Origin of the sequence: Streptacidiphilus anmyonensis (assembly GCF_000787855.1) — a bacterium.
Taxonomy (GTDB): Bacteria; Actinomycetota; Actinomycetes; order Streptomycetales; family Streptomycetaceae; genus Streptacidiphilus; species Streptacidiphilus anmyonensis.
The window spans coordinates 93,277-117,124 of record NZ_BBPQ01000012.1 but is presented as its reverse complement, the minus strand read 5'-3'; the positions used below and the strand labels follow the sequence as shown (position 1 = coordinate 117,124).

At 72.9% G+C, this 23,848-nt stretch carries 22 protein-coding genes and 2 tRNA genes; 13 read left to right on the top strand and 11 right to left on the bottom strand.

The window, feature by feature from the left end; genetic code table 11:
• Window positions 1-93: 93 nt before the first annotated feature.
• Window positions 94-561 (bottom strand): GatB/YqeY domain-containing protein, encoded by a 468-nt coding sequence (locus TR50_RS14725; RefSeq protein WP_042420558.1) that lies wholly within the window; start codon window positions 559-561, stop codon window positions 94-96.
• A gap of 100 nt (window positions 562-661) precedes the next feature.
• Between TR50_RS14725 and TR50_RS14720 the strand changes: the two genes are divergently transcribed.
• Entirely contained in the window at window positions 662-1,621 is a 960-nt protein-coding gene (locus TR50_RS14720; protein WP_042420555.1) for a metallophosphoesterase, read from the top strand.
• 43 nt (window positions 1,622-1,664) lie between these two features.
• On the opposite strand, the gene TR50_RS42535 is transcribed toward TR50_RS14720, so the two are convergent.
• A complete protein-coding gene (locus TR50_RS42535; RefSeq protein WP_063775065.1) occupies window positions 1,665-2,675 on the bottom strand; it encodes a LysR family transcriptional regulator in 1,011 nt (336 codons plus the stop codon).
• 154 nt (window positions 2,676-2,829) lie between these two features.
• Between TR50_RS42535 and TR50_RS14710 the strand changes: the two genes are divergently transcribed.
• A tRNA-Pro gene (locus tag TR50_RS14710) sits at window positions 2,830-2,903 on the top strand.
• Between the two features lie 122 nt (window positions 2,904-3,025).
• A tRNA-Pro gene (locus tag TR50_RS14705) sits at window positions 3,026-3,099 on the top strand.
• Window positions 3,100-3,169: 70 nt separating this feature from the next.
• On the opposite strand, the gene TR50_RS14700 is transcribed toward TR50_RS14705, so the two are convergent.
• Window positions 3,170-3,937 carry a methyltransferase domain-containing protein gene (locus tag TR50_RS14700; RefSeq protein WP_042420687.1) on the bottom strand — a complete coding sequence of 256 codons (768 nt, stop codon included), beginning with the start codon at window positions 3,935-3,937 and terminating at the stop codon, window positions 3,170-3,172.
• A gap of 133 nt (window positions 3,938-4,070) precedes the next feature.
• On the opposite strand from TR50_RS14700, the gene TR50_RS14695 reads away from it, so the two are divergent.
• Window positions 4,071-5,825, top strand: a complete 1,755-nt coding sequence (locus TR50_RS14695; RefSeq protein WP_042420553.1) for a pyruvate dehydrogenase — start codon at window positions 4,071-4,073, stop codon at window positions 5,823-5,825.
• A 34-nt stretch (window positions 5,826-5,859) separates the two neighbouring features.
• On the opposite strand, the gene TR50_RS14690 is transcribed toward TR50_RS14695, so the two are convergent.
• Entirely contained in the window at window positions 5,860-6,453 is a 594-nt protein-coding gene (locus TR50_RS14690) for a hypothetical protein (RefSeq protein WP_042420552.1), read from the bottom strand.
• Between the two features lie 53 nt (window positions 6,454-6,506).
• The gene (locus tag TR50_RS14685) at window positions 6,507-7,436 is read right to left on the bottom strand and encodes a glutaminase (RefSeq protein ID WP_084700278.1); all 930 of its coding nucleotides are present in this window, start codon (window positions 7,434-7,436) and stop codon (window positions 6,507-6,509) included.
• Window positions 7,437-7,595: 159 nt separating this feature from the next.
• On the opposite strand from TR50_RS14685, the gene TR50_RS14680 reads away from it, so the two are divergent.
• Complete coding sequence (locus tag TR50_RS14680) at window positions 7,596-8,285, top strand: enoyl-CoA hydratase-related protein (protein ID WP_042420550.1); 690 nt, start codon at window positions 7,596-7,598, stop codon at window positions 8,283-8,285.
• Between the two features lie 259 nt (window positions 8,286-8,544).
• Here TR50_RS14680 and TR50_RS14675 read toward each other — a convergent pair whose 3' ends face one another.
• On the bottom strand, window positions 8,545-9,963 hold the full coding sequence (locus tag TR50_RS14675; protein WP_063775064.1) for an MFS transporter: 1,419 nt from the start codon (window positions 9,961-9,963) through the stop codon (window positions 8,545-8,547).
• 351 nt (window positions 9,964-10,314) lie between these two features.
• Between TR50_RS14675 and TR50_RS14670 the strand changes: the two genes are divergently transcribed.
• From TR50_RS14670 to sigJ, 3 genes are all read left to right on the top strand, one after another.
• Window positions 10,315-11,454, top strand: coding sequence for an alpha/beta hydrolase (locus TR50_RS14670; RefSeq protein ID WP_084700276.1), 1,140 nt, complete (start codon window positions 10,315-10,317; stop codon window positions 11,452-11,454).
• A gap of 117 nt (window positions 11,455-11,571) precedes the next feature.
• Window positions 11,572-12,042, top strand: coding sequence for a carboxymuconolactone decarboxylase family protein (locus TR50_RS14665; RefSeq protein ID WP_042420548.1), 471 nt, complete (start codon window positions 11,572-11,574; stop codon window positions 12,040-12,042).
• Complete coding sequence (sigJ, locus tag TR50_RS14660; protein ID WP_052440996.1) at window positions 11,991-13,031, top strand: RNA polymerase sigma factor SigJ; 1,041 nt, start codon at window positions 11,991-11,993, stop codon at window positions 13,029-13,031. The genes TR50_RS14665 and sigJ overlap by 52 nt, the downstream gene beginning before the upstream one ends.
• Here sigJ and TR50_RS14655 read toward each other — a convergent pair.
• Window positions 12,985-13,950: a hypothetical protein gene (locus tag TR50_RS14655; protein ID WP_042420546.1), complete on the bottom strand. Its 966-nt coding sequence runs from the start codon at window positions 13,948-13,950 to the stop codon at window positions 12,985-12,987. The genes sigJ and TR50_RS14655 overlap by 47 nt on opposite strands.
• A 232-nt stretch (window positions 13,951-14,182) precedes the next feature.
• On the opposite strand from TR50_RS14655, the gene gltX reads away from it, so the two are divergent.
• Window positions 14,183-15,541 carry a glutamate--tRNA ligase gene (gene gltX, locus TR50_RS14650; protein WP_236654424.1) on the top strand — a complete coding sequence of 453 codons (1,359 nt, stop codon included), beginning with the start codon at window positions 14,183-14,185 and terminating at the stop codon, window positions 15,539-15,541.
• A 61-nt stretch (window positions 15,542-15,602) separates the two neighbouring features.
• On the opposite strand, the gene TR50_RS14645 is transcribed toward gltX, so the two are convergent.
• Both TR50_RS14645 and TR50_RS14640 read right to left on the bottom strand, forming a co-directional pair.
• The gene (locus tag TR50_RS14645; protein ID WP_042420544.1) at window positions 15,603-16,514 is read right to left on the bottom strand and encodes a phosphotriesterase family protein; all 912 of its coding nucleotides are present in this window, start codon (window positions 16,512-16,514) and stop codon (window positions 15,603-15,605) included.
• Complete coding sequence (locus TR50_RS14640) at window positions 16,511-16,918, bottom strand: carboxymuconolactone decarboxylase family protein (RefSeq protein WP_052440995.1); 408 nt, start codon at window positions 16,916-16,918, stop codon at window positions 16,511-16,513. Before TR50_RS14640 ends, TR50_RS14645 begins: the two co-directional genes overlap by 4 nt.
• Before the next feature lie 93 nt (window positions 16,919-17,011).
• Between TR50_RS14640 and TR50_RS14635 the strand changes: the two genes are divergently transcribed.
• Both TR50_RS14635 and TR50_RS14630 read left to right on the top strand, forming a co-directional pair.
• Entirely contained in the window at window positions 17,012-17,605 is a 594-nt protein-coding gene (locus TR50_RS14635; RefSeq protein ID WP_042420543.1) for a CGNR zinc finger domain-containing protein, read from the top strand.
• A gap of 146 nt (window positions 17,606-17,751) precedes the next feature.
• Complete coding sequence (locus TR50_RS14630; RefSeq protein ID WP_042420676.1) at window positions 17,752-19,914, top strand: terpene synthase family protein; 2,163 nt, start codon at window positions 17,752-17,754, stop codon at window positions 19,912-19,914.
• A gap of 211 nt (window positions 19,915-20,125) precedes the next feature.
• Here the strand turns inward: TR50_RS14630 and TR50_RS14625 are convergent, their stop codons facing one another.
• Window positions 20,126-21,310, bottom strand: coding sequence for a thiolase family protein (locus tag TR50_RS14625; RefSeq protein WP_042420536.1), 1,185 nt, complete (start codon window positions 21,308-21,310; stop codon window positions 20,126-20,128).
• A 101-nt stretch (window positions 21,311-21,411) separates the two neighbouring features.
• On the opposite strand from TR50_RS14625, the gene TR50_RS14620 reads away from it, so the two are divergent.
• Complete coding sequence (locus TR50_RS14620) at window positions 21,412-21,879, top strand: winged helix-turn-helix transcriptional regulator (protein WP_042420535.1); 468 nt, start codon at window positions 21,412-21,414, stop codon at window positions 21,877-21,879.
• 18 nt (window positions 21,880-21,897) lie between these two features.
• On the opposite strand, the gene TR50_RS14615 is transcribed toward TR50_RS14620, so the two are convergent.
• A complete protein-coding gene (locus TR50_RS14615; protein ID WP_439654218.1) occupies window positions 21,898-22,701 on the bottom strand; it encodes a sulfite exporter TauE/SafE family protein in 804 nt (267 codons plus the stop codon).
• A gap of 151 nt (window positions 22,702-22,852) precedes the next feature.
• Here TR50_RS14615 and TR50_RS14610 point away from each other — a divergent pair, with 151 nt between their 5' ends.
• Window positions 22,853-23,830: a trypsin-like serine peptidase gene (locus TR50_RS14610; protein WP_052440994.1), complete on the top strand. Its 978-nt coding sequence runs from the start codon at window positions 22,853-22,855 to the stop codon at window positions 23,828-23,830.
• Window positions 23,831-23,848: the final 18 nt, after the last annotated feature.

Sequence of the window (23,848 nt, the reverse complement as noted above, 5' to 3'; positions counted from 1 at the left end):
GCTTTCCAGCCTCGCACCCCCGCCGTCGTCATGAGGCGAATCGTCGTCGCGAGTCGTCGCGCGTGGTCACGAGTCGTCGCGACCCGACCGGCCTCAGCCGTTCAGCGCCTGCTTGACCGCCGCGGCGACGCGGCCGCCCTCCGCGAGGCCCTTGACCTTCGGGTTGACGATCTTCATGACCGCGCCCATCGCGCGCGGCCCCTCGGCGCCGGACGCGGCGGCCTCGGCGACGGCCGCGGTGACGATCGCGGTGAGCTCCTCGTCGCTGAGCTGCTTCGGCAGGTATCCGGCGAGCAGCTCGCCCTCGGCCCGCTCGCGCGCGGCGGAGTCCGTGCGACCGCCCTGCTCGAACGCCTCCGCGGCCTCCCGCCGCTTCTTCGCCTCACGGGTGATGACCTGCAGCACCTCCTCGTCGCTGAGCTCGCGCGCGGTCTTGCCGGCCACCTCCTCCTTGGTGATGGCGGCGAGGGTGAGCCGGATCGTGCCGGACCGGAGGTCGTCACGGGCCCGGATCGAGGCGGTGAGGTCCTCCTGGAGCTGCTGCTTGAGCGTGGTGGTCATGGGGCAAGTCTGACACCTGCTCCGGGCCTGCCGCCCGGATTAACAGCCGGTGGCCGCCCCGTCGTGTCAGCTGTTCTGCGGCGTCTGCCACCATGGACGGATGCGCACCCGATACGCCGCTCCGCTCAAGGCCCTTGGAGTCACCGCCGCCGTCGGCGCGGCCTGCGTCGGCTACGCCGCCGGGTACGAGGTGCGCTCGTTCCGGCTGCGCCGGGTGGAGGTCCCCGTGCTGCCGCCGGGCGCGAAGCCCATGCGGGTGCTCCAGGTGTCCGACATCCACATGGTGAACGGGCAGCGCAAGAAGCAGATCTGGCTGCGCGGCCTGGCCGCGCTCCGCCCCGACCTGGTGATCAACACCGGCGACAACCTGTCCGACCCGGAGGCGGTGCCGCAGACGCTGGACGCGCTCGGCCCGCTGCTGGACTTCCCCGGCGCGTACGTCTTCGGCTCGAACGACTACTACGGCCCGCAGCCGAAGAGCCCGACCCGCTACCTGACCGCGATGCTGAGCGGCAACCACGGCATGAACAACGCCGACGGCAGCGCGCGCCGCGGCATCAAGGGCGCGATCCACAACCCGTGGACGGAGCTGCGCGACGGCTTCGACGCGGCGGGCTGGCTCGACCTCACCAACCGGCGCGGCGCCCTCAAGGTCAACGACCTGGAGCTGGAGCTGACGGGGCTGGACGACCCGCACATCCGACGCGACCGCTACGCGGCGGTCGCGGGCGGCCCCTCGCCGGACGCCGACGTCTCCTTCGGCGTCGTCCACGCCCCCTACCTACGCGTCCTGGACGCCTTCGCGGCGGACGACTACCCGCTCATCCTGGCCGGCCACACCCACGGCGGTCAGCTCTGCGTCCCGTTCTACGGCGCGCTGGTCACCAACTGCGACATCGACCGCAAGCGGGTCAAGGGCCTGTCCACGCACGCGGCGGGGGGCCGCCGCAGCTTCCTGCACGTGTCCGCGGGCTGCGGCACCAACCGCTACACCCCGGTCCGCTTCGCCTGCCCCCCGGAGGCCACCCTGCTCACGCTGCGCCCCCGGGCCCGCGCCTGAGCCTGAGCCTGCGACGGGCCTGGGCCACCGGGACCGGCGGGGATCAGACCTCGTAGGCCCCGTCGATCGCGCCGATGTCCGCTCCGTCGAGACCGAGCGCGCGCCGGTTCCTGACCCCGGCGACCGGCTCCTCCAACGCGCCCGTCAGCCAGTTGTGCTGACGGGACGTCTCCTCCGCGACGCGCAGCAGCCGCTTGACCGCGGGTGAGTTGTTCTCGCTGCGCGTGACGAGATGGACCTCGATGAACGCCGCGGGCGTCACGGGGAGCCAGAGCAGCCCGCTCGGCAGACCGATGCGGCCGGAGTAGCCGACCATCGTGACGGCCGCGCCGGAGGCGACGGGGGTGTAGGAGGCGTCGAAGTCGAGGCCGCGGTAGAGCACCTCGGGACGCGCGCCGGCGCGGGCGCAGATCTCCATGATCTCGTCGTAGTGGCCGGGGTTGTGGGCGCGCGGGTGCAGCAGCAGCTTGAGGCCGTCCAGCGCGGCCGGGTCGATCGAGTCGGCGCCGTTCGCGGCGAGCGGGTGCTCGCTGCTGATCACGACGCCCTGGCGTTCGCGGCGCAGCAGCGTCAGCTCGACGTCGTCGGGCAGCGCCTCCGGCAGGGCGGATCGCACCAGGCCGACGTCCAGGGTTCCGGCGGCGACGGAGTCGACGATGTCGGCGAAGGCCATCACCCGCGCGGAGACCTCGATGCCGGGGGCCTCCTCGCCCATCGCGACCAGCAGCTGCGGCGCGGTCTCGTAGCCGGCGCTCATGCCGTAGCCGAGGCTGACGCTGCCCATCCGCCCGTCCGCGAAGGCGCGGACCCCGCGCCACAGGCTGTCCGCCGCCTCCAGGAGCGCGGGCCCGCGCTCCAGCAGCATCCGGCCGGCCTCCGTCGGCTCGACCTTGTGCGTCGTGCGCACCAGCAGCTCGACGCCGAGCTCGCGCTCCAGCTCCCGCACCTGCCGGCTCAGCGCCGGCTGGGCGATGTGCAGCCGCTCCGCGGCACGGGTGAAGTTCCGTTCCTCGGCGACGGCCAGGAAGTACCGCAGGCGGCGCAGCTCGGACATGCGTCCATCTTAGGAGCCTGGTCATGCCGATACGGCATGAAGGCATCGGACGGTCCCGCGAACAACCGCTGAACGACGGTGGCTCCACGTCGCACCCTGCGGAATCGGATTTCGTGCCTGGGCAGGTGGTCCGCTACAGTAATGCTCGTTGCACCGGGGTGTAGCGCAGCTTGGTAGCGCGCTTCGTTCGGGACGAAGAGGCCGTGGGTTCAAATCCCGCCACCCCGACTGGTGAAACCGCGAGTGTGGCCCGGTCTTCCGCAAGGAAGGCCGGGCCACACTGCTGTGTCCGACCGCTTCGCCCGTCGGAAGCAGCCCGCCGGGTCCGGTAGAGTTACGTTTCGTTGCACCGGGGTGTAGCGCAGCTTGGTAGCGCGCTTCGTTCGGGACGAAGAGGCCGTGGGTTCAAATCCCGCCACCCCGACTTCGCAAAGGCCGGAGGCCCTGTCGATCCACATCGACAGGGCCTCCGGCCGTTTCATGCCTTGGTGCCTTCAGCCCTTCCGCGCCTCGAACAGGTGGCGGGTGGAGTGGGCGAGGAAGAGGCCGTCGCGGCGGATCTGTGCGTCCATCTCGCGGAGGCGGTCGCGGTACCTGTCCACGGAGAAGTCGGGGACGGTCCACAGCACCTTGCGCAGGAAGTAGACGACCGCGCCGACGTCGTGGAACTCCATGCGCAGGCGCGCGGGGCGGAGGTCGACGACGTCGAGGCCGGCTGCGCGGGCCTCGGCGGTCTCGACGTCGGGGTGGCGGTCCTCGCCCGAGGTGGGCCAGGGGCCGAGGAAGTACTCGGTGAGCTCCAGCGAGGTCGCCGGGCCGACGTGCTGGGCGAGGTAGGTGCCGCCGGGGCGCAGCACGCGGGAGATCTCGTCCCACGGAGTGGAGGCCGGGTGGCGGGAGGTGACCAGGTCGAAGGCGCCGTCGGCGAAGGGGAGCGCGCGTTCGTCCGGGGTGGCGACGACCAGGACGCCGCGCGGATGGAGCAGGGCGGTGGCCTTGGCCTGGTTCGGAGGCCACGACTCGGTGGCCGCCATGGTCGGCGGATAGGCGTCGGTCGCTCCGGCGAGGACCTCGCCGCCGCCGGTCTGGACGTCGAGCGCCGCCCGCGCGCCGCGCAGGCGCTCGCCGAGCAGACGTTGGTAGCCCCACGGGGGCCGCTCCTCGGTCGCGCGGCCGTCGAGCCAGGAGAAGTCCCAGCCGGCCACGGAGACGGAGTCGGCCTCGGCGATGAGGTCGTCGAAGGTGCGGGCGGAGTGGTCCATGATCCGGAGTATCACCCCGTCCGGGCGCGACGCGCGCGCGAAATACGGCGCGGGGCCGGTCGCGGGGCCGGTGGGGAGCGGGCAGGATCGGACGGGAAGCGTCAGCCGGAGCCCAGCGGAGGGAGCGGAGCCCATGGCCGACCGCACGGTCGCCGAGCAGATGATCACCGTCCTGCGCCAGGCCGGCGTACGGCGCGTCTACGGGGTGGTCGGGGACAGCCTGAACCCCGTCGTCGACGCGATCCGCCGCAGCGAGGGCGCGATCGAGTGGATCCACGTCCGCAACGAGGAGGCCGGGGCGTTCGCCGCCGCCGCGGAGGCGGAGACGACGGGTCGGCTGGCCGTCTGCGCCGGCTCGTGCGGGCCGGGGAACACGCACCTGATCCAGGGCCTGTACGACGCCCACCGCTCGCGGGTGCCGGTGCTGGGCCTCGCCTCGCACATCCCGTCCACGCAGATCGGCACGGACTTCTTCCAGGAGACCCACCCGGAGCGGGTCTTCGTGGACTGCTCGGGCTACTGCGAGATGGTCAGCACGCCAGGCCAGATGCCGCGCGTGCTGCGCACGGCGGTGCAGCACGCGCTCGGGGCCGGCGGGGTGTCGGTCGTGGCCTTCCCGGGCGACGTGGCCGCGCTGCCCGCGGCCCGACCGACGGGCGTGAGCGCGTTCCTGCAGCCGGACCAGCGGGCCACGCCCGTTCCGGCCCAGGCCCAGGTGGAGGCGTTGGCCGAGGCGGTCAACGCGGCGCGGAAGCCGGTGCTGTTCGCGGGCGCGGGCGTGCGCGGGGCGCACGCGGAGGTGATGCGCCTGGCGCAGACGATCCGGGCGCCGATCGGCCACTCCCTGCGCGGCAAGGAGTGGATCCAGTTCGACAACCCCTACGACGTGGGCATGAGCGGCCTGCTCGGCTACGGCGCCTGCCACGACGCGCTGCACGAGGCGGATCTGGTGCTGCTGCTCGGCACCGACTTCCCCTATGACTCGTTCCTGCCGGGCCGCCACACCGTCCAGATCGACCACGACCCGACCCGCTTCGGGCGGCGCACGCCGCTGGACCTGGCCGTCCACGGCGACGTGGCGGCCACGCTGCGCGCCGTGCAGCCGCTGTTGAAGCCGCGCCAGGACCGGTCGTTCCTGGACGACATGCTCCGCCGCCACGGCGCGGCGCTGGAGCGGGTGGTCGGCGCGTACACGAAGAACATCGAGCACCACACCCCGATCCACCCTGAGTACGTCGCCGCCGTCCTCGACGACGTGGCCTCGGACGACGCGATCTTCACCGTCGACACGGGCATGAACAACGTCTGGGCCGCGCGCTACCTCACCCCGAACGGCCGACGCCGCGTCATCGGGTCCTTCCTGCACGGCTCGATGGCGAACGCGCTGCCGCACGCGATCGGCGCACAGCTGGCCCACCCGGACCGCCAGGTGGTGGCGCTCGCGGGCGACGGCGGGCTCGGCATGCTGATGGGCGAGCTGCTGACGCTGAGGAAGTACGCGAAGCGGGCGCCGGTGAAGGTCGTGGTCTTCAACAACGGCGCTCTCGGGATGATCAAGCTGGAGATGATGGTCAGCGGGTACCCGGAGTACGAGATCGACAACGGCGACGTCGACTACGCCGCCATCGCCCGCGCCTGCGGCGTCCACGGCGTGCGTGTCACCAAGCCGACGGACGTCGGCGCGGGCCTGGCCGAGGCCCTGGCCGCCCCCGGCCCGGCCGTCGTCGACGTCGTCACCGACCCGAACGCCCTCTCCCTCCCGCCGACCATCACCGCCGCCCAGCTCAAGGGCTTCGCCCTCGCCGCCGGGCGCACCGTGCTGGACGGCGGCGTCGGCAAGATGATCGACCTGGCCCGCAGCAACCTGCGCAACATCCCGCGGCCGTGACGGGGTTCACGTGACGGTGTTCACGTGAGGGGGTTCAGCAGTAGGTGAGCGGGCAGTTGCGGCGGATCGAGTGCTGTGCGGCGCGCAGGTGGAGGGCGACATGGAAGGCCGTGTCGAGATCCGCCGCCCACCGGCCCGGCCGCCGGGCGGCCGCCTCCGGCGCCGGCCCGTCGCTCCGGAACCACAGCGTCAGCTCGAGATTGTCCGACGTCGCGGGTATCTCGTCGAGCGGCAGTTCCAGCAGCGCCGCGAGGCGTTCGGCCAGGGCCAGCGCCTGCGGCGCGCCGACCACGACGGTCTCGTCGAAGTAGGCGGACGGCACCGGAAGTCGCAGCTCACCGTCCAGGGAGAACGGCACCAGCACCGTCCATCCGCACAGCGTCTCCGCCTCGGCCTCGGCGAGGTGCTCCTCGCACAGCGCGGCGAAGCCCTCCATCGGCGCGGACAGCTTCTCCTCGAAGCTCAGCCCGGAGCCGCGCACGAACTCCGCCTCCCCGGGAAGCGAGTCGAACGGCGGCAGCCCGCGCTGGACCAGCGCGGCGTCGAGCGCGGCAGCGAGCTCCCCGAAGCCGTCCTCCTCGGCACCGAACCACTCGTCCGCGTCGACGCTCACCAGATAGACACCCATGACCGGAAGCTATCCCCCGGCACTGACAGCGCGAGGCCGTGCCCCGGCACGTCTCAGAACACCGACCACCCCGAGAGCGTCGTGAGGGCGTCGAGCGCGGCGACCGCCGCGACGGAGTTGCCGGCGGGGTCGAGGGCGGGGCCCCAGGCGCAGACGGCGGCGCGGCCGGGGAGGACGGCGAGGATGCCGCCGCCGACGCCGGACTTGCCGGGGAGGCCGACGCGGTAGGCGAAGTCGCCGGCCGCGTCGTAGGTGCCGCAGGTGAGGAGGATGGCGTTGATGCGCTTGGCCTCGCTGCGGGTGAGCAGCCGTGTGCCGTCGGCGCGCAGGCCGTGGCGGGCCAGCACGAGACCGGCGCGGGCGAGGTCGTCGCAGGAGGCGGCGATCGCGCAGTGCGCGTAGTACTCGGCCAGGACCGTGTCGACGTCGTTGACCAGGTTGCCGTGGCTGGCGATGAAGTGGGCGAGCGCCGCGTTGCGGTGACCGTGCTCGGCCTCGGACGCGGCGACCTCCGGGTCGGTCCGCAGCGAGTGGTTGCCGGACTCCGCACGCAGGAAGTCGAGGACCATGTCCGCCGCGTGGCCGTCCGTCAGGCTGTGCAGGCGGTCGGTGACGACGATCGCGCCCGCGTTGATGAACGGGTTGCGCGGGATGCCGTGTTCGGTCTCCAGCTGGATCAGCGAGTTGAACGGGTTGCCCGAGGGCTCGCGGCCGACGCGGGGCCACAGCTCCGCCTCGCCGCCCTCGGCGAGGGCGAGTATCAGCGTGAGCAGCTTGGAGATGCTCTGGATGGAGAACGGCCGCCCCCAGTCGCCGACGCCGAACACCTCGCCCTCGACGGTGGCCAGGGCCATGCCGAACGCGTGCCCGTCCTCGCGTGCGAGCGCGGGGATGTAGTCGGCGACCCGGCCGGTCCCGGCGGTGCGCAGGGCCGCGGTCATCGAGGCGGCGAGCAGTTCCTGGTAGTCCACGGCGTTGTCCACGCGGACATTCTCGCTGCCGCGGACGGCTGCCGGCCGACACCCTCCGATCGAACGGAAGTCCGGGACACGACCGCGGTCCGTCGGTACGATGGACGCAGAAGTTACTCGCCGGTAGCAAATGCTGGGCCACCACCGCGACGGACCCCGAGGAGCCCCCTGATGACCGCACCGCAGCACGCCCCCACCCTCGACCGTGACGGCGAGGTCTTCGTCCTCGACATCGGAGACGGCGAGAACCGCTTCCACCCGGACTGGCTGACTGCCGTCGCCGCGCTGCTCGACGAGGTCGAGCAGACGGAGGGGCCGAAGGCGCTGGTCACCGCCGCGACGGGGAAGTTCTTCTCGAACGGCCTCGACCTCGACTGGCTCTTCGCCCACGCCGACCAGGCCGGCTCCTATGTGGAGACGGTGCAGGCGCTGTTCGCCCGCGTGCTGACGCTCCCCTTCGTCACCGTCGCCGCGCTCCAGGGGCACACCTTCGCCGCCGGGGCGATGCTCTCCCTCACCCACGACCTGCGGATCATGCGCGCGGACCGCGGCTTCTGGTGCCTGCCGGAGGCCGAGATCAACATCCCCTTCACCCACGGCATGTCCGCGCTGATCCAGTCCCGGCTCGCCCCGCGGACCGCGCACACGGCCATGGTCACCGCCCACCGCTTCGGCGGCGTCGACGCGCTGAGCGCCGGGATCGTGGACGCGACCGCCGACGAGGCGGGCCTGCGCACCGCCGCGATCGAGCTGGCCCGCCCGCACGCGGCGAAGGCGGGCCCGACCGTCGGCACCATCAAGGAGCGCATGTACGGCCCGGTCCTGGAGGCGCTCCGCGAGAAGGACGTCCCGCTGGGTTGACCGGGCCGGCCGACCGCCCGGTCGGCCTCCGCGAGCGGCCCCCTGGACGTGGAGACATACCGCCCCGGCATCGCTCCACGCCGCCAGCCCCGGCACCGCGACGAGGTGCGGCGCTGGGCGAGGGCCTTCCCGATGGGTATGACGGCGGGGGCTACGCTCTCGGCCGGCACGGCCACGACGGTCCTCTGGCTGCGGACGCCGGGTCGGATCCTGCTGTGGATCGCCGTGGCCGCCTGGGTGCTGACCCTGACCGGCCTGCTCAGGAACGCCGCGCCGAGCCGTCGGGAGGGCCCCCCGCCCCGACGGACTCCGGCGGGGCGGGCACAGGGGTGACGTCGGCGCGGTCCACCCTCGGGGCGGCGGCCGTCGTGGCGAGGCGGCGGGCGCAGGCACGGTTCTGGACGACGGCGTTCGCGGCGACCGCGCCGCCCATGACCAGCCAGCCGACCGGGCCCGCGGCCATGACCGCGCCCGTGAGCAGCGGCGGGCCCGCCGACTTCTGGATCGCCTGCGACATGCCCGCGACGCCGAGGTAGGCGGCCCGCGAGCGCTCGGGCGCGAGCAGCACGGACAGCTCCCAGGAACTGACCGAGCGGAGCAGTTCCGCGATCGTCACCAGGACCGCCGCCGCGAGCAGCGCGAGCGACGCGCCGAGCGCCCCGCCGCCCGTCGTGGCGGCGAGGAGCACGCAGGTCAGCAGCAGGGCCGCGCCGTAGAGGAGCACCGAGCGCACCGCTCCGCGCGGGCCCTCCGCGGCGGCGGAGAAGCGCAGTTGCAGGAGCACCACGAGCACGGTGTTGATCGCGAGGAACGCGGGCACGAGCGCGTGCGGCGCGGTGGTGTGACCGACCAGCCAGAGCGGCAGCCCGACGTTGAGCAGCGAGTCGTCGAGGCAGAGCGGGATGTCGCGGAGCACGAAGAGCAGGTAGCCCCGGTCCCGCCAGGGGCTGCGCGGCGCGTCGGCCCCCGGGACCGGAACGGGCGCGGGCACGGCGGAGGGCACGGCTGAGGGCACGGCTGCGCTCGCGCCCTCGGTGGCCGAGCACGCGACCGGCGCCGTCGGCGTGCGCGCCGGGCCCGGCGCGGCGGTGCGCCAGACCAGCGCCGCAGCCAGCAGGTAGGAGAGGCCGTTGCCCAGGGCGAGAGCCCGGTACGCGGAGTCGGTGCCGACGGCGAGGCCGAGGGCGGCGATGCCCGCGCCGACGGCGCAGCCCGCGTTCGCCGTGGTCCTGGCGAGAGCCTGGTAGCCGGACCGGCGCTCGCCGGCGACCCGGGTGGCGAAGAGCATCTCCAGCATCTTCGCCCCGCGCTCGCCGAGGGCGGTGACGGCCACGACGGGGAGCAGCACGGCGATCCCGTGGCCCAGGACCAGGCCGACGACCGCCGCCAGACGCAGCAGGTGACTGCCGATCAGCAGCGCGCGGGCCGGGAAGCGCCCGGCCAGCCAGCCCGCGAGCGGCGAACCGGCGATGCCCGCGATCCCGGCGACGCCCAGGAGCAGGCCGATCTGACGGGCGTCCAGGCGGGAGACGAAGGTGAAGTAGAGGACCGCGGACGCCGCCCAGACGCCGGTGCCGGTCCGGTCCACGAACTGCGCCAGCAGCATGGTGCGCGCGTCGCGCCCGCCCGGCGGCCGGCGCAGCTGCGCCCAGAGCCCGTCCTGCCGCTTCTCCCGCATCACCCTCGATCCCCCGTTTATCTCGATATCAAGAAGCTTGATGTCGAGACTCTAGCCGCCGAACCGAAGGGTGGTCAACGTCACTCGAACGCCCGCAACTGACGGCCTTTCAGCCGACTGGAGTCGGGGACCCGCCAGAATGCGGGTATCTGACGACGTCACAGATACTCCCGAGGCATACCGCGAACCCGAAAGCCATCGGGACGCACCCGAACCAAAAATTCGAACGTATGGGAACCGATTAGCCTGGTTTGGCCGTCATAAGGGCCGTATCAGATCACCCTGTGATCGCTTCCTTTCCTGTGCCCTCACGCTCTGACCGACCAGGGCCGATCCAGCCGGAGCAGCGCCATGACCCAGCCCTCCCCCCACCCCGAGGAGACCGTCCCGGCCCGGCGGCCGCGACGGCGGCCGCGGCGGCGGCGCGCATTGATCTGGACGGCGGTCGTGGCCTGCCTGGCCGCGGTCGTGGGCGTGGCGATCCCGGTGATGAAGCACTACGAGATCCCGCCGTTCAGCCAGAAGGGCCAGCCGCTGTCCTTCGACACCCCGGCCCCGCACGGCGGAGGCGGCGGTCGCGACGGCGGCGGGGACGGAAAGGTCGTCGGGGCCGACGCGCTGACCGAGCTGCCGACGGGCCCGGAGGCCCCGTGGCGGGTCGAGCACACCCTCGACGACGGCACCCATATCGGCGTGATCACCTACCACGGCCCGAAGTCCGGCTACACCGGGAAGGTCTGGGTCTGGGCGCCGAAGCAGTACAGCGACCCGAAGTACGCGCACAGCGGCTTCCCGGTGATGATCGCCCTGCCCGGCGGGCCGGGATACAACGACAACTACTGGAAGGACCCCGGCCTCAAGCTGGAGCAGAGCATCACCGAGTGGTCCCAGCAGGGCAAGAGCCTGCCGTTCCTGGTCGTCATGCCCGTCCTCAACCCCGGCCCCGACGTCCACGACCACTACTGGGACGGCAGCGACATCCCCGGCCAGCCCAAGATGGGCACCTGGCTGACGGACGACATCCCGGACCTGATGCGGCAGAACTTCCGGACCTTCAAGTCCCGCGACGGCTGGGGCTTCATGGGCTCCTCCAGCGGCGGCTTCGTGGGCCTCAAGGCGGTGCTCCAGTACCCGGACCGGTTCAAGGCCGCGCTGGTGTCCGGCCCGGACATCGTGCCGGACTCCCCGTTCTGGAAGGGCCACCCCAAGGAGCAGGCGGCGAACAACCCGGTGCTGCTGTCCAAGCAGCTGATCGCGCACGGCGGCCCCGACGTCTACATCGCCTTCCAGTACGGCACCCGGGAGGGCTCGGGCGAGATCGGCGCGGTCACTGGCTACCTCAAGCAGTTCGGCAACAAGGGTCCGATCCACACCATCGTCAACGTCATCCAGGGCGGACGGCACAACGCCTACACGTACGTCCCCGCCATGGGCACCGGCCCGATCAGCTGGTTCAGCCAGCACCTGATGGGGCCGACGCCCTCGCCGTGACCGCGGCCAACAGGTCTGTGACGGCGCTCACACGAGCGCCCGTCACAACCGGGCCGCCTGCCTCGTCGGGAGGGTGAACGCGCCCGCCGGGCGCGTCACCCGCGAGGAGGACCCGACATGACCGCCACGACCGAGCACGCCGACCAGCCGCGCCTCTCCTGGGCACGCGTCTCCCCCGAGGCGTACCGGGCCATGCTGGCGCTGGAGGAGACCGGCGGCGGCGCGCTCGACCCGACGCTGCGCGAGCTGGTCCGGATGCGCGCCTCCGGACTCAACGGCTGCGCCTTCTGCCTCGACATGCACGCCCACGACGCCCTCGCGCACGGCGAGTCGGTGCAGCGGCTGGTCACCGTCTCCGCCTGGGAGGAGGCACGGCACCTGTTCACCGAGCGGGAGCAGGCCGCGCTCGCGCTGACCGACGCGGTCACCCAGCTCGGCGAGCACGGCGTCCCGGACGCCGTGTGGAACGAGGCGGCGGCGCGCTTCGACGAGAAGGAACTCGTCCAGCTGCTGGTCGCGATCGTTACGATCAACGCGTGGAACCGGCTCGGAGTCGCGACGCGGCCGCACGTGAAGGAGCGCGCCTGACCGGCGCCTGCGCGAACCCGGCGGCCGCCTCGGCCGAGGAGCTGTTCCTCGGCCACCGGCGCATGCTGCTCGCGCTCGCCTACCGCCTGCTCGGCCAGGTGACCGAGGCCGAGGACGTGGTACAGGACGCGTGGCTGCGCTGGAGCGCCGCCGACCGCGACGGGATCGCCAACCCGGCCGCCTTCCTCACCACGGTCACCACCCGGCTGGCCCTCGACCGGCTGCGGTCGGCGGCCGTCCGCCGCGAGGTCTACGTCGGCCCGTGGCTCCCGGAGCCGCTGCCCACGGAGGGCACGGCGGGGGCGGCCGAGTTCGCCGACCCCGCCGAGAGCCTGGCGCTGCGCGAGACCGCCTCCCTCGGCGTGCTGCTGCTCCTGGAGCGGCTCAGCCCGGCGGAGCGGGCGGTCTTCGTGCTGCGCGAGGCGTTCGGCCTGCCGTACGAGGAGATCGCCGGGGCTCTCGAACGGACCGAGGGATCCTGCCGTCAACTGCTCAGCCGCGCCCGCCGACGCGTGGCCGCGGACGGACGCGCGCCGTGGGCCGCGGCGCGGGCCGACGGCCGGACTGCCGGGCAGGCCGAGGGGCAGGCCGACGCCCGTCCCCTCGTCGACGCCTTCCTCGCCGCCGCCCGCGGCGGCGACATGGACCGGCTCCAGGCCCTGTTGCGCGAGGACGTCGTGGTCACCACCGACGGCGGCGGCGCGGCCCGCGCCGGACGCCACCCGATCCACGGCGCGGCGAAGGCGTCCCGGCTGTTCGCGGCGGTCTTCGAGCGCTTCTACGCCGGCACCGAGATCACCCACGCCCGCTACAACCACGCGCCGGCGATCGTCATCCGAACGCCGGCGCGCGAGGTGGTGTACGTCTTCGACTGGGACTCAGCCGGCCGGATCTCCCGGGTCTACGCCCTGATGAACCCCGACAAGCTGCGGCACCTGGGGCTCAGGCGCGGCGGACCGTCAGCCCGAGGAACGGGTCGGACGGGGTGACGACGCCGTCCCAGTTGATCAGCGTCAGCTGCGTGAAGACGACCGGCGTCTTCGCGGTGTAGGCGACCACGCGGACACGCAGCTTGAAGGTCGCGGAGGCCGAGGCGCGCAGACCGTTCACGACCAGGTCGCGGCCGCCCGTGCTCTGCCAGTGGCCCTGGGCGGCGGAGCCGACCCAGACGTCGAGGGCGAGCTCGGCGCCCTGCGGTCGCCCGAGGTCCGGGAGGATCGACCAGGTCTGCCGAAGGTCCGCGCCGGTGCGGTTGGTGAGCGTCACCGTCGCGTAGGCGGGACGGCTCGGGGACAGGCTCGCGTCGCCCCGCAGGCTCTCGACCATCGGGCCGTCGGCCCGCTGCGCGAGGATGAAGTCGACCTGCTTGTCCTGGACGGGGTAGCGGGAGCCCTCGTTGACGCCGACGATGAAGCGGAGCCCCCCGTCGTTCAGCGGCCAGGCCTTGGTCGCCGCGACGGACACCTTCCAGGTGAAGGTCGCGTGGGCCGGCACCGTGAAGACTCCCGTCTTCGACCCCTTGGGAACGAAGAGGCCGACGTAGCCGGGCGTCTGCGCCTTGAAGCTGCTGATCGTCGTGGGGGTCCGGCCGAGCGCGGTCACCGAGGCCGTGAGCTCGCCCGACCGCAGGTTGACCGCCCCCTGGGTGATCCCCGCCAGCTCGGTCGTGAACGGCTGGGACGTCCCCGTGGTGTTGGTGACGGTGACGATCTCGGTCCGGACGGCGCCGCCCGGGTTCAGGGCCGTGCCCGGCGCGGTCGGGGTGACCGAGAGCTGGAGCGGCGGCTTGGCGGGCGTCGCCGCGGCGGCCACCCCTGGGAAGGCCAGTGCGGCGGACCCGAGCAGCGCGGAGGCTGCGACGGCCGCGGCGGCGGAGCGGGCGGCGGAGCGGACCTTGCGAGCGGACATCAGGAGCCCCCCTGGGCTGATGCGCGGACGAATGCGTCCGACGATACGTCGGCGAACAGAGAGCCAGGGCTCGTTCGATCTTGGAGCGGTGTGCGACGCGTCACAGCCGCGCGGCGGGCGGCGCGTCGTGCCGCACGGATAAGGGGAAGGGTCCGGGCCCGGTGGCGGATAGGCTTGGCCCATGTCTGCAGCCACCCCGGTCCGTGTCCGCTTCGCCCCCTCGCCCACCGGCATGTTCCACGTCGGCGGTGCCCGCTCCGCGCTGTACAACTGGGCCGTGGCGCGACAGTCCGGCGGTGTCTTCGTGCTGCGCGTCGAGGACACCGACGCCGCGCGGAACAAGCCCGAGTGGACCGACGGCATCATCAACGCGCTCGCGGCGATCGGCATCCACCAGGACGACCCGACCTTCGAGGGCCCGTACTTCCAGTCGCACAACGCCGAGCGCCACCGCGAGGCCGCCGCGCAGCTGAAGGCCGCCGGCCACGCCTACTACTGCGACTGCACCCGCGAGCAGCTGACCGCCCGCACCGGCTCCGAGCACCTCGGCTACGACGGCTTCTGCCGCGACCGGGGCCTTGAGTACGCCGAGGGCCGCGCGCTGCGCTTCCGCACGCCCGACGAGGGCGAGACCCTCGTCAAGGACGTGGTCCGCGGCGACACCGTCTTCCCGAACAAGGCCATCGAGGACTTCGTCATCGCCCGCGGCGACGGCTCCGCCGTCTTCCTGCTGGCCAATGTCGTCGACGACCTCGACGAGAGCATCACCGAGGTGATCCGCGGCGAGGAGCACCTGTCGAACACCCCCAAGCAGCAGCTGCTCTGGGAGGCGCTGGGGGCGACCCCGCCGGTCTGGGCGCACCTCTCGGTGATCGTCAACGAGAAGCGCCAGAAGCTCTCCAAGCGCCGCGACAAGGTCGCGCTCGAGGACTACCTGACCGAGGGCTTCCTGCCGGAGGCGATGGTCAACTACCTGATGCTGCTGGGCTGGTCGCCGGGCGAGGACGAGGAGATCCTTCCCTTCGACGAGCTGGTCCGCCGCTTCCGGATCGAGGACGTCAACACCTCGCCGGCCTTCTTCGACATCAAGAAGCTGACGGCCTTCAACGGCGAGTACATCCGCGCGCTGTCGCCCGAGCGGTTCCTCGCGGCCTGCGCGCCGTACCTGACGGCCCCCTACGCCAACTGGGCCCCGGAGCAGTTCGACCAGGCACTGTTCGAGACGGTCGCGCCGTTGGCGCAGACCCGTCTCGCGGTCCTGTCGGAGATCACGGCCAACGTCGACTTCCTCTTCCTCGACCAGCCGGTGGAGGACGAGGCGTCCTGGTCCAAGGCGATGAAGCCGGGCGCGGACGCGATCCTGCGCGACGCGCGCGCCGCGTTCGAGACCGCTCCGTGGGCGGCCGAGCCGCTGAAGGAGACGCTGCTGGCGGTCGGCGAGCAGCACGGCCTCAAGCTGGGCAAGGCGCAGGCCCCGGTCCGCGTCGCGATCACCGGCCGCACGGTGGGCCTCCCGCTGTTCGAGTCCCTGGAGGCGCTGGGCCGCGAGCGCGTCCTGGCCCGTCTGGACGCCGCCATCGCCAAGCTGTAGTCGCGACAGGCTCTCAGGGGCGCGGGGCTCTGCTCCGCACCCCTCGCATGTCCAGGGCCCGTCAGAGCACCAGTGCCCTGGCGGGATTGGCCACCGTGACCGCCGTCTCGCCCTCCCGGCCGAACTCCCGCGCCAGGCGCGGCCAGAGGACCCGGGGGAGGTAGGGAAGCCCCGGGCCCTCGCCCGTCGTGGCGCGGGCCGAGGCGACGACCGTGTCGCCACCGAGGAGGAGCCGGTCCGCATGCCCCGCGTCGATCAGCGCCGCCAGCGCGTCGAACAGCCGCCAGTCCGTGGCGTGATGGGCGCGCGACGGCCCCTCGAAGCCCAGAAAGCAGCCCGTCGCCGCCAGTTCGCGCAGGGCACGGTCGTCGGGGAACCGGTTCAGGTGGCCGAGGATCACCGACTCCGGCGCGACGCCCAGCTCCCCGCAGAGCAACTGGGCCACCTCGAGCCCTGAGCTGCCGTGCTCCAGGTGGACGCCGACGGTCGCCCCGGTCGCGCGGTGGGCCTCCGCCGCCGCGGTCATGGTCCAGCGGGCGTGGGGGTCGAGGCCGTGGTAGCCGCCCGCCACCTTGACGAGCCCCGCACGGACGCCGGGGGCGCCGGTGATCCCCTGCGTCAGCTCGCGGACGAACACCTCCGCGAGGCGGGGTCCGGCGACCGCCGCGAGCACGTCGTCGGCGTAGTGGCGGGCCTGGTGCAGCCCCGTCGCGGCGATCAGGTGGACGCCCGTCTCCCGTGCCAGAAACGGCAGTTCAGCCGCCCGGCGCCCCAGGCCGTAGGGGGTCCACTGGACCACCGTCGCGCCGCCGAGGCGGGCGAACTCCGCCAGCTCCGTCCGCGCCGCCGAGGCGTCGTCCAACTCCTGGCCGGGCAGCTGCCGCGAGCGGAGGAACAGGTGGTCGTGCGCGTCGACCCGGCCCAGCACGTCCGGATCCACGTCCCCCAGCACGGTCCGGACGACGGACTTCACACGCCCTCCCCGTCCACCGACGCGAACGCGGCGCCCACCGCGCGCAGGCCCGCCAGAGCCTTCGGGACGCCGACGTACGGCGCCAGGTGCACCATGCTCTCGACGATCTCCTCCCGGCTGACGCCGATCCGCAGGCTGCTCCGCACGTGCCCGGTCAGCTGGGGTTCGACGCCGCCCAATGCGGTCAGCGCGGCGAGGTTGAGCAGCTGACGGTCCCGCAGCGAGAGCCCCTCGCGCTGGTAGGTGCCGCCGAAGAGGGCGGTGACCACCCAGTCGGCGAAGCCCGGCGCCAGCCCCTCCAGCGCCGGCAGCGCGGCCTGTTGTGTCGCGGCGTCCTGCACCTCGTCAAGCAGCGCGTATCCCGCGTCCCGGTCGAGCGTCGCACGGGTGAACCGGTCCTGCATCCGTCTGCCTCCCCGAGTTCTGCCGTAACGGCTGAGCCGTTACCGATGGCAGGACCGTAGCACGCGTAACGCCTCACCCGTTACGATTCGCGCATGTCCGACGACGACCTCGCCTTCCGCCTCGACTGCGGGGCGACGTGGCTCAACCTGCTGGCGACCCAGGGCCGCCTCCCGACCGCCACGCCGGTCGAGCGGATCGCGACAGCCGAGCGGCTGGCCCGCTGGCTCGCCCTGCACGAGCTCACCCCGGTGAAGCCCGTGACCGAGGACGACGTCCGGCTGGCCCAGGGGCTGCGCAAGCCGATCCGGGCCATCGCCTGGGCGCAGGTCACCCACCAGTACGTGCCGGGCGCGGCGATGCGGGAGCTGGCGCGGTTCCTGCGGGAGCACGACGACCCGATCCGGCTGCTCCACGGGGACGACGAGGAGAGCGGCGAGGACGGCGGGCGGATGCTGCGCGCCGCGCCGCCCACCACCGCCGCCGCGCTGGCGCGGGTCGCGCGGCAGGCCGTCGACCACCTGACCGGCCCCGAGCGGCTGACCCTGCGGACCTGCCCGGAACAGGACTGCCTCGGCCTCTTCAGCGACCCCACGGGGCGGCGTCGTTGGTGCCCGTCCCCGGCGTGTGCGAGTCGCGGACGGGTGCGGGCGCTGCGGGCGCGCCGCGCGGCGGACTCCGTGAAGTAGGACGATATGACTACTTCCGACCCTGGATGACCGTTTTTCCGGCGGGGTAGGCCCCACGGGTGACCTCAGCCACGCCTGCCGCGTCCACCGCGACGCCCCAACAGCCCTTCCGGCTGCCCGAGTTCTACGTCGTCCACCCGGCCAGAATGAATCCGCACCTGGAACGGGCCCGCGCGCACACCAAGGCGTGGGCGCGCTCCCTGGGCATGCTGGAGGGCTCGGGCGTCTGGGAGGAGCGCGACCTCGACGCCCACGACTACGCGCTGCTCTGCTCGTACACCCACCCCGACGCCACCGCCGAGGACCTGGACACCGTCACCGACTGGTACACCTGGGTCTTCTTCTTCGACGACCACTTCCTGGAGCTGTTCAAGCGCACCCAGGACCGCGAGGGCGCCAAGGCGTACCTCGACCGGCTGCCGGCGTTCATGCCGCTGGACCCGACCACGCCCATGCCCGATCCGACCAACCCCGTCGAGGCCGGGCTGGCGAACCTGTGGCTGCGGACCGTCCCGCACCTCTCCCCCGCCTGGCGGGCCCGCTTCGCCGAGAGCACCCGGAACCTGCTCAACGAGTCGCTCTGGGAGCTCTCCAACATCCACGCGGGACGCGTCGCCAACCCCGTCGAGTACATCGAGATGCGCCGCAAGGTCGGCGGCGCGCCGTGGTCCGCCGGGCTGATCGAGTTCGCCAACCGCGCCGAGGTGCCGGCGCGCGTCGCAGCGAGCCGACCGCTGCGGGTGCTGCGCGACACCTTCGCCGACGCGGTCCACCTGCGCAACGACCTCTTCTCCTACCAGCGCGAGGTCGAGGACGAGGGCGAACTCAGCAACGGCGTCCTGGTGCTGGAGCACTTCCTGGGCTGCTCCACCCAGGAGGCGGCCGACGCCGTGGGCGACCTGCTCACCTCCCGGATGCAGCAGTTCGAGCACACCGTGGTCACCGAACTCCCGGTCCTCTTCGCCGAGGAGACGCTGGACCCGGTCGGGTGCGCGGCCGTCCTCGCCTACGCCAAGGGCCTCCAGGACTGGCAGTCGGGCGGCCACGAGTGGCACCTGCGGTCCTCCCGTTATATGAACGAAGGCGCGCTGGAGGGTGGTTGGAGCGGCGGGTGGAACGGCGGATGGCGGCCCGGCCCGACCGGCCTCGGCCTTTCCGCCGCCGGCATCACGTCACTGACGAACCGTCTGGGGCTGAAGCGGGTACGCAACTTCACCCACGTCCCGCACCAGAAGGTGGGGCCCTCGCAGGTCCCGGTGGCCGCGTCGCCGTTCCCGCTGACCCTGAACCCGCGTCTGGACGGCGCCCGCAGGCACTCGAAGGCCTGGGCGGCCGCCATGGGCCTGCTTGACGAGGGCGTCTGGGACGAACGGCTGCTCACCGGTTTCGACTTCCCGCTCTGCGCTGCCGGGATCCTCCCCGAGGGCGACGAGGAGGCCCTCACCCTCGCCGCCGACTGGCTCGCCTGGGGCACCTACGCCGACGACTACTACCCGCTCGCCTACGGCCACGCCGGCCCCGCCGCCGCCCGGCTCGCCAACTCCCGCCTGCGCGGCCTGATGCCCGTCGAGGCGGGCGAAACCGCGGACGAGCCGGTCACGCCGGTCGAACGCGCCCTCGCGGACCTGTGGCAGCGCACCAGCGTCGCGCTGCCGCCCGAAGGGCTGCGCGGCCTGCGCGACGCGGTGGACGCCATGCTCGCCGGCTGGCTCTGGGAGCTGGACAACCACGCTCTCCACCGCATCCCCGACCCCGTCGACTACGTCGAGATGCGCCGCGACACGTTCGGCTCGCAGCTGACGATCTCGCTCGGGCGCTTCGCCCGCCACGGCGAGGTCCCGGGCGCGTTCTTCGAGACGGGCGCGGCCCGTGCGATCGAGACGGCGGCGAGCGACTACTGCTGCCTGCTGAACGACCTGTGGTCGTACCAGAAGGAGATCGAGTTCGAGGGCGAGCTGCACAACGCCGTCCTGGTGGTGCAGTCCTTCTTCGACTGCGACCGTCCGACGGCGGTCGGCATCGTCACGGACCTCATGGAATCCCGCCTGCGCGAGCTCCACCACGTCGTGACGGAGCAACTCCCCGTCGTCCTCGACGATCTGCACCTCGACGCCGAGGCGCGGGCGGGCGTCGCCGGCTGGCTGCGGGACCTGGAGCGGTGGATCGCGGGCGTCTTCCACTGGCACGAGCAGACCAGGCGCTACCCGGAGCGCGAGCTGCTCGCGCGCTACGGTCACGGGACGGGCGTCGCGTGGTTCCCGCCGGGACCGACGGGCCTGGGGACGTCCTCCTTGATCCCGTCGAGCTAGGCCCCGTCCGGCGGAACCTTCCGGGCCCGGCACGCCCGGCACGCACACCCCCGGCCTGGAGCCGGGGGTGGCCCCGGGCTGCGCCGGCGAACCACCCGCGTACGGCCCCGGCACGAGGGCGGTCGCCGCCTCGTGATCGCGCGCGCCGACCGCCCGGGCTGGTGCGGAAGGTCCGCCCGACGGGGCCTCGCGCCCCGCCTGACGGGGACCGTCAGATCCGTTCCAGCACGGTCGCGTTGGCGAGGCCGCCCGCCTCGCACATCGTCTGCAGGGCGTAGCGCGCTCCGCGCTCCCGCATCGCGTGGACGAGCGTCGTCATCAGGCGGGCGCCGCTCGCGCCGAGCGGGTGGCCGAGGGCGATCGCGCCGCCGTGGACGTTGAGGCGGGCCGGGTCCGCGCCCGTCTCGGCGAGCCAGGCGAGCGGGACGCTGGCGAACGCCTCGTTGACCTCGAAGAGGTCGATGTCGTCGAGGCCGAGCCCGGCCCGGCGCAGCACCCGCTCGGTGGCCGGGATGACGCCGGTCAGCATCATGATCGGGTCGGAGCCGGTGACGGCGAAGCTGTGGAGGCGGGCGAGCGGCCGCAGGCCCAGCCGTGCGGCGGTCTCGCTGCTGGTGATCAGGACGGCCGCCGCGCCGTCGTTGGTCGGACTGCTGTTGCCCGCGGTGACGGACCAGTCGATCTGCGGGAAACGGGCCGCGAAGCCCTCGTCCGCGAAGGCGGGCCGCAAGCCGGCCAGGATCTCGGGCGTGGTCGTCGGGCGCACGCTCTCGTCCCGGGTGACGAGCGCGCCCGACGGCGTCGTGACCGGCGCCGTCTCGGCGTCGAAGAGGCCTGCCTCCCAGGCGCGCGCGGCCTTGGCGTGCGAGTCGGCGGCGAACGCGTCCATCGCCTCGCGGTCCAGCTTCCAGTGGGCGGCGATCAGTTCGGCGCTGATGCCCTGCGGCACGAGGCCCTCGGGGTAACGCGCGGCGACGCCGGGCCCGAAGGGGTCCGCGCCCGGCGGCACGTTGGACCACATCGGGACGCGGCTCATCGACTCGACGCCGCAGGCGATCACGAGGTCGTAGGCGCCCGCGATGACTCCCTGCGCGGCGAAGTGCACGGCCTGCTGCGACGACCCGCACTGCCGGTCGACCGTCGTCGCCGGGACGGACTCGGGGAAGCCTGCGGAGAGCCAGGCGTAGCGCGTGGTGTTCATCGCCTGCTCGCCGACCTGGTCGACGGTGCCGCCGACGACGTCGTCCACCAGGGCCGGATCGATGCCGGTGCGCTCGACCAGCGTGCGCAGGGTGTGCGCGAGCAGTTCGACGGGGTGGACGGACGACAGGGCGCCGCCCTGCTTGCCCTTGCCGATCGGCGTGCGCACGGCCTCGACGATCACTGCATCCCTCATGGCGGCCTCCAGGCCCGTGGATTACCAGTCAGTAGGAAATCTGGATTCACTATAGGTCGGTGAGTAGGAAAATCAAACCCTGTCGGGCGTAGGCTTCCCCCATGACCGCGTCGAAGCCGCAGCCGCGCCCCTGCTCCATCGCCGACGCCCTCGGCGTCGTCGGCGACAAGTACGCGCTGCTGGTGCTCCGCGAGACGCTCTTCGGGGTGCGGCGCTTCGACGCCATCGCCCGCAACACCGGCGCCCCGCGCGACATCCTGACCGCCCGGCTGCGCAAGCTGGTCGAGGCGGGCGTGCTGGAGAAGGTCCCCTACCAGGACCGTCCCGTCCGCTACGAGTACCTCCCGACCAAGGCCGGACGGGAGTTGCAGCCCGTGCTGCTGCTGCTCAAGGAGTGGGGCGACCGGCACCTGGCGCAGACCCCGCCGCTGGTCTGGGAGCACGACTGCGGCGCGGACGTCTCGGCGCGGATCTGCTGCCGCGCCTGCGGCGAGGAACTCCGCCGGGGCTCGGTGACCCCCCACTACCAGGTGCCCGGCTGGTCCCTCGCCGGGCCCGTCGAGGAGTAGCGGCCACCCCGGAGCCGACTACCCCAGCGCGACGCGGATGATCGCCACCACGCCCACCGCGACGATCACGCCGCGCAGCACCGGTGCGGGCAGGCGCCGGCCGACCAGCGCGCCGACCTGACCGCCGACGACCGACCCCGCCGCGATCAGCAGCGCCGCACGCCAGTCGATCGGACCGTCGACGAGGAAGAGGACCGCCGCGATCCCGTTGACCGCGAGCGCCAGCACGTTCTTCACGGCGTTGATCCGCTGCAGTTCCAGATCGAGCAGCACGCCCATCAGCCCGAGCAGCAGGACGCCCTGGGCCGCGCCGAAGTAACCGCCGTAGATGCCGCACAGGTAGACGCCCACCAGCAGCGCCCGCCCGCCGTACTCCGGCCGCGGGCGGGTCTCGGCGCGCGCGGCGAGGCGCTTGGCCAGCAGCGGCTGCGCCAGGACCAGCGCCAGTGCGGCGGCGATCAGCACCGGCACCGCCGCCTCGAACGCCTTGGCGGGCAGCGCCAGCAGCAGCACCGCACCCGTCAGGCCGCCCGCGAGCGCGGCGACGCCGAGCCTGCGCAGCAGCGGCGCGAGGCCCGTCAGCTCCCGCCGGTAGCCGAGCACGCCGCTCACCGAGCCCGGCACCAGGCCCAGCGTGTTGGACACGTTGGCCGTCACCGGCGGCAGACCCGCCGCGAGCAGCACCGGGAACGTGATCAGCGTCCCCGAGCCGACCACGGTGTTGATCAGCCCGGCTCCGACGCCTGCCAGCGCGACCCCCGCCTGGGTCCAACCGGACGCTCCGGCCAGCCCGGCGGCGGCCGTCATGACAGCTCCGCTCATTCCACACCCCATTGTTTCGGCGATCCGGTCCGAACAGGTGTCGGTACCGGTCGCGGTTCGTGAACCGAGCTTCTCATCCAGCTCCCATAAAGCTCCCACCGCCGTCTCAGGCCGACGGGGAAGTCTCGATATGCGAAACGGGAGGAAGGGGATGGCGATGGACAGGGCCGCACGAAAGTTCGCCGCGCTGGCCGCCGCGGGCCTGATCGTCACCGGCACCGGCGCGGGCGTCGCCACGGCCTGGGCGTCCACCCCTCACGGCAAGAGCCGCGCGTCCGCGGGCTCCAGCGCGTCCCCGCCCGCCGCGGCCAAGGCCGCAGCCGCCTCCCCGAGCGCGACCGCCACGGTCAAGGCGTCCGCGTCCGCGTCGGCGAGCCCGAGCAGGACGGCGACGACCGCCGCCACCGCCTCACCCTCCCCCACGCCCTCGGCGGCCTCCGGCGGCAACGTGCCGCGGACGACGACCGGGCAGTCACAGGTCCTGACGGCGTCGCAGCAGAGCGCGAAGGTCGGGGCGATCTTCTCCTCGTCCTCGATCACGCCCGGCAACCACCACTGCACCGCGAGCGTCGTGGACAGCCCCGCCGGCGATCTCATCGTGACCGCCGGACACTGCCTGAGCGCGGGCGGGACCAGTGCGGTCTTCGTCCCCGGCTATCGCGACGGCAGCGCCCCGGACGGCGTCTGGCACATCACCCAGGTCATCGAGAACTCCGCGTGGACCGGCGACGGCGACCAGGACGACGACGTGGCCTTCGCCGTCGTCGCCCCCCAGAACGGGCGGAGCCTGGAGTCCTCGGTCGGCGGCGGCTACACCCTCTCGACCTCCGGCACGACCGACGCCACCGTCCAGTTGACCGGCTACCCCTCCGCGACGGACGAGCCCATCACCTGCACCGGCGACGCGGCGGCCTTCTCGCAGACGCAGCTCGTCATCGACTGCACGGCCTTCACCGGCGGCACCAGCGGCACCGCGTGGCTCGCGGGTTACGACTCCGACGCGGACGCCGGCAGCATCATCGGCGTCATCGGCGGCTACCAGCAGGGCGGCGACACCGCGGACGTCTCCTACAGCATCGTCTTCGGCGCGGACACCCAGGCGCTGTACGAAGAGGCGCTCTCCCAGTAGCGGCGCCGGGGTAGATTC